Annotated in this window: 8 protein-coding genes and 1 pseudogene; 4 read left to right on the plus strand and 5 right to left on the minus strand. The window is 71.6% G+C overall.

Features of this window, described 5'->3' with window-relative positions; all coding sequences use genetic code 11:
* Positions 1 to 9: 9 nt before the first annotated feature.
* Positions 10 to 2,808 carry an ATP-binding protein gene (locus ACIBK4_RS28500; RefSeq protein ID WP_398998932.1) on the minus strand — a complete coding sequence of 933 codons (2,799 nt, stop codon included), beginning with the start codon at positions 2,806 to 2,808 and terminating at the stop codon, positions 10 to 12.
* A 57-nt stretch (positions 2,809 to 2,865) separates the two neighbouring features.
* Positions 2,866 to 4,182, minus strand: coding sequence for an amidohydrolase family protein (locus ACIBK4_RS28505; protein ID WP_398998933.1), 1,317 nt, complete (start codon positions 4,180 to 4,182; stop codon positions 2,866 to 2,868).
* 158 nt (positions 4,183 to 4,340) lie between these two features.
* On the opposite strand from ACIBK4_RS28505, the gene ACIBK4_RS28510 reads away from it, so the two are divergent.
* A complete protein-coding gene (locus tag ACIBK4_RS28510) occupies positions 4,341 to 5,270 on the plus strand; it encodes an AraC family transcriptional regulator (RefSeq protein ID WP_398998935.1) in 930 nt (309 codons plus the stop codon).
* On the opposite strand, the gene ACIBK4_RS28515 is transcribed toward ACIBK4_RS28510, so the two are convergent.
* Both ACIBK4_RS28515 and ACIBK4_RS28520 read right to left on the minus strand, forming a co-directional pair.
* Positions 5,267 to 6,250, minus strand: coding sequence for a phosphotriesterase (locus tag ACIBK4_RS28515; protein ID WP_398998937.1), 984 nt, complete (start codon positions 6,248 to 6,250; stop codon positions 5,267 to 5,269). The genes ACIBK4_RS28510 and ACIBK4_RS28515 overlap by 4 nt on opposite strands.
* 102 nt (positions 6,251 to 6,352) lie before the next feature.
* Positions 6,353 to 7,242 (minus strand): annotated as a pseudogene (locus ACIBK4_RS28520) (alpha/beta fold hydrolase).
* 184 nt (positions 7,243 to 7,426) lie between these two features.
* Between ACIBK4_RS28520 and ACIBK4_RS28525 the strand changes: the two are divergent.
* Entirely contained in the window at positions 7,427 to 8,440 is a 1,014-nt protein-coding gene (locus ACIBK4_RS28525) for a glycoside hydrolase family 26 protein (RefSeq protein ID WP_398998939.1), read from the plus strand.
* 62 nt (positions 8,441 to 8,502) lie between these two features.
* On the opposite strand, the gene ACIBK4_RS28530 is transcribed toward ACIBK4_RS28525, so the two are convergent.
* Entirely contained in the window at positions 8,503 to 9,615 is a 1,113-nt protein-coding gene (locus ACIBK4_RS28530; RefSeq protein WP_398998941.1) for an arabinogalactan endo-beta-1,4-galactanase, read from the minus strand.
* A gap of 306 nt (positions 9,616 to 9,921) precedes the next feature.
* Between ACIBK4_RS28530 and ACIBK4_RS28535 the strand changes: the two genes are divergently transcribed.
* Positions 9,922 to 10,857, plus strand: coding sequence for an ABC transporter ATP-binding protein (locus ACIBK4_RS28535; RefSeq protein ID WP_398998943.1), 936 nt, complete (start codon positions 9,922 to 9,924; stop codon positions 10,855 to 10,857).
* Positions 10,854 to 11,699: an ABC transporter permease gene (locus ACIBK4_RS28540; protein WP_398998945.1), complete on the plus strand. Its 846-nt coding sequence runs from the start codon at positions 10,854 to 10,856 to the stop codon at positions 11,697 to 11,699. Before ACIBK4_RS28535 ends, ACIBK4_RS28540 begins: the two co-directional genes overlap by 4 nt.
* Positions 11,700 to 11,830: the final 131 nt, after the last annotated feature.

The following is an 11,830-nucleotide window of genomic DNA, read 5'->3' on the forward strand; positions in this document are numbered from 1 at the left end:
CGGGAGACGTCACGGCACGGGGCCGGTCAGCGCGTCGCGCAGGCCGCCCCGTGAGGTGACGTTCAACTTCCGGAAGACACTGCGGAGATGGGCCGCCACCGTGCGCGGCGACAGGAACAGCTGAGCGGCGATCTGCTTGTTCGTCAGCCCGGTCGCGGCCAGCTGGGCCGCCACCCGCTCCTGCGGAGTCAGCAGCGCGTGCCGGTCCGGGCCCTCGGACTCGACGGGCGTCAGCGGTTTCACGGGAATCCCGCTGGCCCGCAGCTCGTTGGCCGCCCGCGCGCTCCACGGGGCGGCGCCGAGCCGCTCGAACGTGCCGAGCGCCGCGTCCAGGTGTTCCCGGGCCGCGCCGCCCGCCTTGGCACGGCGCAGTCGCTCGCCGTAGGCCAGGCAGATCCGCGCCCAGTCGAACGGCCAGCGTTCGGCGCCGGGGGTGGCGATGGCCGCCTCGAACAGGTCGTGGTCGATGACGTCCGGGTTCGCCATCGCCTCGGCGGCAGCCGTCACCATCGCCAACCGGGGTGAGATCAAAGGGATGTCGGTCCCGCGGATCGCCGCCACGTGCGCGGCCGCCTCCTCGTGGTGGTCGGTGTGCACGGCGGCCTCCGCGAAGTCCAGCAGGAGCCACAGCGCGTGGGGCATGAACCGCGGCACCTCGCCGGGGGTGACGAGGGCCCGCAGGAGCCGGTGGGCGGCGTCGAAGTCCGCGCTGCCGAGCGCCGACAGGGCCCGGATGTGCGCGGCGTAGACCCGCAGCGCGCCCAGCCCGCGCGGGTTGCCCCAGGACACGAGCCGGTCCGCGGTCTCGCGCGCGGTGCCGCCGTCGCCGCGCGCGGCGGCCACAAGTCCGCGCTGGAAGTGGCCCGTTGAGGCCGTCAGGCGGTAGTCGTACGTCTCGCACCAGGCGAGACCCTCGTCGGTGATCTCCAGCAGCTCGTCCCACTGGCCGCCCGCGTAGGCGTCGTTGGCCAGCAGGAACTGCGCCTGGATCGCCAACGCCACGGCCCCGCCGTCGCGGCCGTCGTCGATGATCCGGCGCAGCGCGCCCCGGCAGCCCGGGAGGCGGTCGATGTAGGAGGAGGAGAGCGAGATGCCGAAGACCCGTACGGGATCGGTCTGTTGGTGCAGGCCGGTGATGAGGTGGTCGAGCCGGTCGAGGACGGGCAGCGCGCCGTACGCGGGATCGCCGAAGGTGCCCAGGATCACCGGCAGCAGGCGGCCCGACGTGCGCGGACGGCGGCGCTTCACGACGTCCTCGAAGGAGTGCCACAATTCCGGCCGGCCGCCGTAGAAGCACACCAGCAGAAGGGTGTTGAGGGCTTCGCGGAAGATGTCCTCGACCATCTCCGTGTCCTCGGGCCACGTATGGGTCTCGATGGCGCCGATGAGGAGTCGGTGGGCGGTGTCCACATCGCCCTCGCCGTTGAGGAGTTGACTGGCCGCGGCGGTGGCGGCGGCGAGGGAGACGACGCCGGACGGGTCGGCGTGGCCGGCGTTGCCCAGCAGGGCGCGCACATTTCCCAGATCGCCGGTGATGTTGGCGCCCAGACAGGCCGCCTCGGCCAGCCGGCGGGCCTTGGCCGTGCCGGTGGTGCTCAGGTCCGAGGCGCGCAGCAGGGTGGTGATGGCGCCGACGGCGTCACCGCGGCGCAGGGTGCTGTACGCCACCTCGTGCAGCAGGGCGGCCACCTGGTCGTCGGGGCCCACGGCCGCGTCGGCGAGATGCCGGGCACGGTGCTCGGAACCCTCGGGGAGTTCCGCGGCGAGCGCCCCGTGCGCCCACCGGCGCTCCTCGCTGGTCGACAGGTCCAGTACCGCGGACCGGGTCAGCGGATGCCGGAACACCAGCCTGCCGGTGACCGCGTCGACCTGGACGAGTCCGGCGCGCTCGGCGGGGGACAGCCCGGCCAGACCGTCCGGTCCGCCCGACGCCCGCTGGAGGATGTGCAGTTCACCCGAAGCGTCCAGCACGGCGAGCAGCAGCAGCTTCCGGGTGGCGGCCGGCAGTGCGGCGACCCGGGTGGAGAAGATCTCCTTGAGCCGCTCGGTCAACGGCAGTACGGCGGGCAGGCTGCCCTGCTCCCGCTGCTGCAAGTCGTTGAGGGGGACGGGCAGTTCGAGCAGGGCGAGGGGGTTGCCCCGGGCCTCCGCGACCAGCCGCCGGCGGACCCTGGCCGCCATTGCGGGGAACCGCTCGGCCACCAGCTCGTTCGCGGAGACGTCGTCCAGGGGGCGGACCTCGTACTCGGGTATCCCGATGTTGCCGAGGAAGGACTCGTCGCCGGTCCGGGAGGCGCCGAGCAGGACGATCGGTCCGGTGTGCAGGGAGCGGGCGAGGGTGCCCAGGACCGTGGCGCTGGGCCGGTCCACCCAGGCCACGTCGTCGACCAACAGCGCGAGGGGACCGGTCTCGACGGTGGACCGTTCCAGCAGGGCGAGCGCGGCGTTCGCGATGGCGAGGAGCTCCGTCGGCTGCTCGTCGGACAGCCCGCGGACCGCCTGGAGGGTGTCCGCCTGCCGTGCGGGCAGGGCGGGGATCTCCTCGGCCAGCGGCTGCAGCAGCTGGTTCAACGCCGAGAAACTGACGCCCCGTTGGAACGGGCAGCCCGCGATCCGCAGCACCCGGAAGCCCGCCTCCGACGCGCGCGGTGCCGCGGCCTCCAGCAGGGCGGTCTTGCCCACCCCGGGCTCCCCGGTCAGCATCAGCGCGGCTCCCCGCACCCGGGAGGCGTCGAAGTGCCCGTCGAGGACGGCCAGTTCGGCCGATCGTCCGACGAGGACCGGCGGGGTGAGGGATGCCGATGCCATGACGCCTCCCGTAGAGGTCGAGCGGGAACAGGAACGGTCCGAACGCCTGAGGTCGGATCAGGCGATGCGGGCGGCCGCCTCCCCGGCGGCGTGCTGGGCGGCTGCACGGTCCACCTTCACGGTCTCGCCGTCCACGACGACGGGCTCGCCCGCGACCCACACGTCCTGGACCGCGCGGGAACCGGCCGCCCACATCAGGTTGGCGAGCAAACGGCCGTCCTCGGCGTCGAGGCCCGCGGCGAAGTGCGGCCCGTCCACGGAGAGATGGATCATGTCCGCCCAGTTTCCCGGGCGGAGGGCGCCGATGTCGGTCCGGCCCAGCGCCGCCGCGCCGGCCGAGGTCGCCATCAGGAAGGCGTCCGCGGCGGTGAGGGCCATGGCGTCGGACGTGGCGAGCCGGCAGAACATCATCGCGAGACGGGCCTCCTCGAACAGGTCGAGGTCGTCGTTGCTCGCGGGCCCGTCGGTGCCGAGACCGACGGCGACGGACGCGGCACGCAGGGCGTGCAAGCGGGCCGTGCCGGAGGCGAGTTTGGCGTTCGAGCCCGGGCAGTGCGCGACACCCGCACCGGACTCCGCGAGCAGCCGGATGTCGTCGTCGGAGAGGTGCACGGCGTGGGCCGCGAGCAGCCGCCCGTCCAACAGCCCGGTCTCCTTGAGCAGTTGAGGCACGGAACCGTGCGACTCCCGCTGGGCGACGTCCTCGGCGAGGGTCTCCGCGACATGGATGTGCACCAGGGCGCCGCGCTGTGCCGCCTCCTCCGCCGTGGCCCGCAGCGCCTCGGGCGGCAGGGTGTAGGCGGAGTGCGGTCCGTAGCAGAGCTCGACGCGCTCACCGGGCCCGAAGCGCAGACCGTCCGTGTCGATCCACTTGCCGATGGCCGCGAGATCGGTGTGCCAGTCGTCGCCGGGCCGGTCGAAGTAGGCGGGCGCGATCAGGACCCGGCTCCCGGCTTCGAGCGCCGCGTCGGCCACCTGCTCGGCGTGCGCGTACATCTCGGCGCTGGTCGTCACGCCGTGGCGGAGCATCTCGACGCAGCCCAGGAGCATGCCCGCGTGCGCGTCGCGGGGAGTCATGCGGGCCTCGGCGGGCCAGACGGCGTCCTGGAGCCAGGACGCCAGCGGGAGGTCGCCGCCGAGTCCCCGCAGGAGGGTCATCGGGGAGTGCGCGTGGGTGTTGACCAGGCCGGGAGCCAGGATGCCGGACAGGGAGGTGACCGAGACGCCGGCCGGGAGCGGGGGCGCGGTGGCGACCGTACCGACATGGGCGATACGGCCGTCCTGCGCGACGTCGACCACGGCGTCGCGCAGGACGGAACAGGCGGGGTCGGCCGGGAGGACCACGGGGGCGAGAAAGCGACGGGACACGGACATGGGGGGAGCTCGCTTCCGGATGGGTGCTGCCAACACGGACATGATGCGGGACCGGTCCAAAAGTTCGATCCCGGGGGCATGAACCCGATCACAGGAGTGGGAGAACGGCGCACCCGGCTGTCATGAGCATCGTCGGATTCGGGTGGATAGGATGAGGTGTGTCTTCCTGGAGCCAAGCGCTGACCGTCTCCTCCGTGAGCGCCTGGGACGAGGTCTTCACCGGCCTGCACGGTGCGAGCCGCATCAAGGTGCCGGACCGCCGGGCCCCGTGGACCGGGCACCTGGAGTGGCAGCGGTCGAAGACCTACAGTCTCGCCCTGTGCTCCGGCGGCGAGGAAGTGGTCGACCGGGACACCCGGCACATCCGCACCGATCCCCGCGGCACGTACGAACTCCTCGTCCCGCTCGCCGGATCCGCCCGGGTGGAACAGGGCGCGGCCGCCGGCGAGATCGGCCCCGGCGTCATGGCGCTGTGCGACATCGACCGGCCCCTGACCTTCGCGCACGGCGCCGACCTGCGCAGCATCTCCCTGATCGTGTCCGGGCACCACCTCGCCGCGCGCAGCGCGTTCGCGGCCGGGGGACCGCATCTGCTCGGCGGCGACCGCGGACTCGGCCGTGTCATACGGCAGTTGACCACCACCCTGCACGAGGAGCGCGAGCACCTCTCCGAGACGACCTTCGACCTCGCCTGCGACCGGCTCCTCGACCTGGTCTGCCTCGCCGCGGAGGGCGGCGTCGACTCGGCGCCCACCGGACAGCGGGCCACGGTCGAGGCCGCGATCCGGCGCTACGTCCGGGACCACGCCTGCGACCGCGACCTGGACGTCGTCGGCATCGCGCGGGCGCTCGGCTGGTCCGCGCGCTACGTCCAGCAGGTGCTCCAGGCCGCGGGCACCACCTCCCGCGACCTGATCCGCCGCGAACGGCTGAACGTCGCCAGGACCCGGCTGGCGAGCGGGAGTTGGACGACGTACTCGATCGCCGAGATCGCCCACGCCAGCGGCTTCGGCAGTCACGCCTCCTTCGCCACCGCGTTCCGCACGGAGTTCGGCCTGACCCCGCGCGAAGCCCGGCGCAACGCCTAGGAGTCGAGCGGTGTGAAGTACCGGCGCGGGTTGTCGACCAGCATGGTGGTGAGCTGATCCTCCGTCACACCGGCGCCGCGCAGGGCCGGGAGGACCTCGTCGTGCAGGTGGGTGTGGTGCCAGTTCGGCGCGATCTGCTCCCGTACGCCCGGCGGGAACCAGTCGATGTGGCAGGACGCGTCGTGCGACAGGACCATCCGCTCGGCGAACCCCTCCCGCGCGAGGGCCGCGACGGTCGCCACCCGCTGGTCCTCGGGGAGCAGGACGTCGAGACCGAAGCGGTCCATGCCGACGTACGAGCCGTTGTCGATGAGTTGATGCAGATAGTCCAGGTCGGCGGTGTCACCACTGTGCCCGATCACCACCGCGCCGAGGTCCACGCCCTCACTGCGCAGGATGTCCTGCGTGACAAGTCCCGTACGGGCGGCGGCACTTGTGTGCACGGTGATCGGGGCGCCGGTGCGCAGATGGGCCTGGGCCACCGCGCGCATCACCCGCTCCACGCCCGGGGTGAGCTCGTCCTCGATCGCGCACTTGAGGAACGCGGCCCTGATGCCGGTGTCGGCGATGCCCTCGGTGAGCTCGCGGACGAACAGGTCGGTCATGCCCTCGGGGCCGCCGAGCAGGGTGCCCGGTCCGTGGTAGCGGTAGAAGTCCGGGATGTCGGCGAGGGTGTAAATGCCGGTCGCCGCAACGATGTTGAGGTCCACCTGCTCGTTCACCAGGGCGACGCGCGCCACATTGCGGCCGAGCCCGATGACGGTCGGGTCGACGAGCGTGGAGACACCGGTCGCGGCGAGGGCCTTCAGCCGGGAGACGGCGTCGGCGATGCGTTCCCGCTCGTCCCAGGTCTCCGGGAGGCTCTGGCGGAGTTCCTCACTGACGACGAAGACGTGCTCGTGCATCAGGACGGAACCGAGGTCGGTCACGGCCACGGGGCCGCGGACGGTCTGGACTTGGGGGACTTCAGGGGTGGTCATGGTGATCCTTCGGTGCGGGCCCGGCGGCGCGTGCGTGTGTGAACGGGCTTCCGGGGGTGGGGAGTTGAGGTGTGGGGGAGGAGAGGTCGGGTACGGCGGGTGTCAGACGCCGTCGACGGCGTCGGCCGCGGCCTGCCGGACGAGGTCGGCCACGGCGTCCGGCCGGGACACGTGCACGGCGTGACCGGCGTCGGTCCCGGTGACCGTGCTGCCGGCCCGCCGGGCCATCGCCCGCTGCACGGGAGGCGGGATCATCCGGTCGTCGGTGGCCACCAGGTACCGGCTCGGCCTGTGCCGCCGAGGGCGTCGAGCCCCCACGGCACCTGCGCGTCGGCCATGAACTCGGCCTCGGCGAGAGGGAGATCGGCCGCGAAGGACGCGTGGAACCTGTCCCGGTCCAGGAACAGGAACCCGTCGACCGGCGGCAGGATCGGCGGCACCGGCGCGCCCGGCTCGGGGCCGGCGGTCAACGTGCTGACGGACTCGCCCTTGTCGGGCGCGAACGCCGCGATGTGGACGAGCCCGGCGACCCGGTCGTGATCACCGGCCTCGGTGATGACGGCCCCGCCGTACGCGTGCCCGACGAGGATCGCCGGCCCGTCCAGCGCGTCCAACACCCGCTCGGTCGCGGCGACATCGCCCGCGAGGGACCGGGTCGGATTCCGCACGACGCTCACCCGGAACCCGTCGCCCGTCAGCAGCCGATACACCTCCCGCCACCCGGAGCCGTCCACGAACCCGCCGTGCACGAGCACGACGTTCTGCACCGGTTCCGATCTCATGGAGCCGACTCTTCCAAGGGACACGGCTGCCGTCTTTCGTGCCGGCGCGCAGTCCTTTCGCGTGGGCGCGCGCCGGGCGTGAGCGGAACGGCTGGTCGAGCCTTGGGGCGGCGCCGCCCGGATGCGCGCCCGTCCGGGTTCCGTGGTCCAGGGCCGCGCAGCTGACGAAGCTCGTTGGACCGGGCCGACGGCGGCGGCATTCTCCGCCATGCCCGGCGCTCATGTCCCCTATAGCGCGCTACATCCTCATCTTCCGCCCCGCGCTGATACGTTGCTCGGGCGCCGGAGCAACCCCCGCATCCCGCATCCCCTGCACCCACCAGACCCGCCCGGCCCACCACACCCCCTGCACCCCCGCCCTACGCACCTCTCCCGGAAGAAGGAGCCCCGCCCAGTGCCCCCGTCCGGGACGCGCCGCACCCCGTCGGCCCTGCTCACCGTCGCCCTCGCGCTGGTCCTGCTGACCGGGCCCGCCTGCGTCCCCGGTGTCGAATCCCCGTCGCCGCCCACGCAAGCCGCCCCGGCGAAGGCATCCGGCCCGCCCACGGCCTACGGCGCCTACGTCGGCTACGGCGCCGACGCAGTCCGCCGGGTCGCGGAGTTCGGTGCCTGGCTCGGTCGGCCCGAACCCCTCGTCGGTCACGCGTATCTCCCCGGCGACAACTGGAGCGACATCGAGGGGGCCTCCGACGACCTCGCCCTGTGGGCGGACTGGCGTCGCAAGGAGGGGGACCGGCTTCTCGTCCTCAACGTGCCGATGCTGGACCGCAACGAGGACCACCTCCCCGACGGCGTGGTCCGCACCGAGCTGCGAGACGGAGCGGACGGACGCTACGACGACCACTTCCGTGCCCTCGCCGACCGTCTCGTCCGACTCGGCGCCCCCGACACCGAGATCGTCCTCGGCTGGGAGATGAACGGCACCACCTACACCCACCGCTGCTCGCCCGACCCCGCCTCCTGGAGGCGCTACTGGACACGCATCGTCACCGCGATGCGATCCGTCCCCGGGCAGCACTTCCGCTTCGACTTCACCCCCACCCGCGGCCACGACGCGATCCCCTGGACCGACTGCTACCCGGGCGACGACCACGTCGACGTCATCGGCATGGACGCGTACGACGCCCCCCGAGGCCTGCCCTTCTCCCAACAACTGACCGAGCCCTACGGACTGTTGGCGCAGGCCGACTTCGCCCGTGCCCATCACAAGCCCATCGCCTACCCCGAGTGGGGACTGTTCGAGAACGGCGACAACCCCACCTACATGCGCGGCATGCTCACCTGGATGGCTGCCCAGCACCCGCTCTACCAGACCATCAGCGACTACTGCCCGCATGGCGTGTGGCGCTGTGGGGCCAACCCCAAGTCCTCGGCCGTATACCGCGCCTTGACGGGCAGTCAGCACTGAGGGGGCGGAGAACGGCCGCCGCCGTTCTCCGCCCCCTCAGGCATCGAGCCCGAACCACCGCCCTACGGTGTCCACTTCACATTCGGGTTCACCTGGCCGGTCCAGTTGAAGATCGCCATGTTGTCCCAACCGTCCCCGCTGGTCGCGATGTTGGCCGGGTCCCAGCCGTTGCCGGTGACCGCGTACCAGGTCGGCTCCCAGTAGAAGACGCCGATCGCCCCCGCGCTCCGGGCCGTGTTCTGCACCGCCGTGAACTCCGCGCCCTGGCCCGCCCAGGTGAGCGGATAGCCGGAGCAGCCCGAAGTCACGGAGTTCGCCGTACTGTCCGCGTCCGACGTGGTGAACGGGTAGGCCGTCTCCGCGATGATGACGTCCTTGCCGTAGCGCGACTTCATGTCCGAGACGACGCTGCCCATGTTGGCCAGCGTGCCGTGCCACATGCAGTAGTAACTCAGCCCGGTGATGTCCCAGTTGACGCCCTGCGCCTTGATGCCGTCGTAGAACCAGCGGGCGTTGGAGTCGCTGTCCGCGTCGGCGGTGTGGATGATCACCTGGGTGGAACTGTTGCACGCCTTGGTCGCGTTGTAGCCGGACTTCAGCAGCAGACCGAGGTTGGTGAAGTCGTTGTTGACGACCTTGCCGTCGTCCCACAGCATGCCGACGTTGATCTCGTTGCCGATCTGCACGCTGTCCGGGGTGGTGCCCTGGGACTTGAGGCTGTTGCAGACGTCGTAGGTGTAGTTGTAGACGTCGGTCTGCAGCGCGCTGATGCCGTGGCTCGACCAGGCCGCCGGCTTGTACTGCTTGCCCGGGTCGGCCCAGGTGTCCGAGTAGTGGAAGTCGATCAGCAGCTTGAGGCCCTTGGCCTTCACCTGCTTCGCGTACGCCAGCACCTTCGCCTTGTTGTTGTAGCCGCTGGCGGGGTTGTTCCAGATCCGCAGGCGGACGTAGTTGACGCCGGCGCCCTTCAGGATGTCGAGCGGGTCCTTGGCGGTCCCGCTGGAGTCGTAGTACTTGGCGCCGAGGTCGATCGCGCGCTGCGCGGACGAGACGTCGGCGCCGAGCATGGTGAGCGAGTTCGCGGCGGCGGCGTTCGTGGGGGTGAGCATCGCCGCCGGCAGGGCGACTGCGGCCAGCAACAAGGCGGCCTTCACTATGCGGCCCGGGATTTTCACGGGGTACCCGACCTCCTTGGGTCGACTGACATGCGCATGCGGGTTTGGTTCTGAGAACGTTCACAGTAAGAGAGGTAACAGGCGCTGTAAATATGTGTGTCGGTTGTATTTCCCGCAGTTGGTGGACGTGACGTGTGTGCGATCGGGGTGGGAACGTACACAACGCGATGCACACAGTGGTACCGGGGTACTACGCCCGCACCCTCAATGACCCCCCGGTACGACGGTTTCGGGACCCCCGCCCTCCTAGCGTTGCCGGTGGGAAGGCCCAGTGGGGGCAGCGGCACGTGAGCGTGAGGGAAACCGATGATCGAGGCACACCAACTGACCAAGCGGTACGGGGAGAAGACGGCGGTCGACCGGCTGGACTTCGTCGTCAAGCCCGGCACGGTCACCGGCTTCCTGGGCCCGAACGGCGCCGGGAAATCCACCACGATGCGCATGATCGTCGGCCTGGACGCGCCCACCAGCGGCACCGTCACGGTCAACGGCAGGCCCTACGCCGAGCACAGCGCGCCGCTCCAGGAGGTCGGCGCGCTCCTTGAGGCCAAGTCGATCCACCCGGGCCGCTCCGCGTTCGACCACCTGATGGCGCAGGCCCACACGCACGGCATCCCGCGCCGCCGGGTCGACGAGGTCATCGAGATGACCGGACTGCAGTCCGTGGCGAAGAAGCGCGCCGGCGCCTTCTCCCTCGGCATGGGCCAACGGCTCGGCATCGCCGCCGCGTTGCTCGGCGACCCGGCGACCGTCATGCTCGACGAACCCGTCAACGGCCTCGACCCCGAAGGCGTGTTGTGGATCCGCAACCTGCTGACCGGGCTCGCCGCAGACGGTCGTACCGTCTTCGTCTCCTCGCACCTGATGAGCGAAATGGCCCTGGTCGCCGACCACTTGATCGTCGTGGGACGCGGGCGGCTGCTGGCCGACACCACCGTCCAGGACCTGGTCCGGCACGCGGGAGGCGACACCGTCACCGTCGCCTCCGAGCAGCCCGCCAGGCTGCGCGAGGTGCTCGCCGGTCCCGGTGTCGAGATCAGCGGCGAGGTCGGTTCCGAGGAGCTGCACGTCACCGGGCTGACCGCGCGGGCCATCGGTCTCAAGGCCGCCGAGCACGGCATCCCGCTCTTCGAACTCAGCGCGCGCACCGTCTCGTTGGAGCAGGCGTTCATGGACCTGACCCGGGACGCCGTCGAGTACCACGGCTCCACCACCGTCGAGACCCCCGGGAGGGCCGCGTGAGCACCATCACCGCGACCGACAGTGCCGCACCCGCGCCGGTGAAACCGGCCCGTCCGCCGTACAAGGTCACCGGGCGCCGCGTGCTGCGCTCCGAGTGGGCCAAGCTGTGGTCCCTGCGCTCCACCTGGATCACCCTGGGCCTCGGCCTGCTGTTCCTGATCGCGTTCGGCCTGATCGCCGCCGCGCACTACAAGTCGTCCTACAGCGACGGACATCTGCGGCCGGACGACGCGAACTCCACCGCGCTGGACCTCTCCCTCTTCGGTACGAACTTCGCGCAGCTCGCGCTCGGTGTGCTGGGCGTCCTGGTCACCGCCGGCGAGTACTCCACCGGCATGATCCGCTCGACGCTCGCCGCCGTCCCGCGCCGCCTGCCCGTGCTGTGGTCCAAGGCCCTCGTCTTCGGCGTGGTCGCGCTCGGCGTCTCACTCGTCGGGGTGTTCGTCGCGTTCCCGATCGTGAGCGGCATCGTCTCCGGCACGCCCGCGGCCCTCTCGTTCTCCCACTCCGGAGTCGTACGGAGCCTGCTCGGCGCCGGTCTCTACCTCGGCCTCGTCGGGGTGATCGGCACCGCGCTGGGCGCGCTGCTGCGCTCGGTCGCCGGGGGCATCTCGGTCCTCGTGGCATCGTTCATGCTGGTCCCGGGCCTGATCTCGCTGCTGCCCACCTCCTGGCAGGACGACATCAGCCCTTACCTGCCGAGCAACGCGGGCGGCTCGATGTTCGCGCTCACCCACGACTCGACGACCCTGTCACCCACCGCCGGACTCCTGGTCTTCCTCGGCTGGACGGCCCTCGCGCTGGCCGGAGCGGCGTACCGGCTGGTGCGCACCGACGCCTGAGGCCGAAGTCTCTGGCGAGCCGCGGGGGCGCCCGCCCGGGGCCCCGCCCGGGGCCCCGCCCCCCCGGTGCCCCCCCCCCCCCCCCCACGAGAGGTGGCCACCCAGATCCCCGCCGACCCCCCCCCCCCCCC

The sequence above is a fragment of the Streptomyces sp. NPDC050528 genome (genome assembly GCF_044457795.1).
Classification (GTDB): domain Bacteria; phylum Actinomycetota; class Actinomycetes; order Streptomycetales; family Streptomycetaceae; genus Streptomyces.

Coding starts and splice junctions, on each gene's coding strand:
- ACIBK4_RS28505 (WP_398998933.1), bottom strand. CDS start 4,182: ATGTCCGTGTCCCGTCGCTTTCTCGCCCCCGTGGTCCTCCCGGCCGAC.
- ACIBK4_RS28515 (WP_398998937.1), bottom strand. CDS start 6,250: ATGACCACCCCTGAAGTCCCCCAAGTCCAGACCGTCCGCGGCCCCGTG.
- ACIBK4_RS28535 (WP_398998943.1), top strand. CDS start 9,922: ATGATCGAGGCACACCAACTGACCAAGCGGTACGGGGAGAAGACGGCG.
- ACIBK4_RS28500 (WP_398998932.1), bottom strand. CDS start 2,808: ATGGCATCGGCATCCCTCACCCCGCCGGTCCTCGTCGGACGATCGGCC.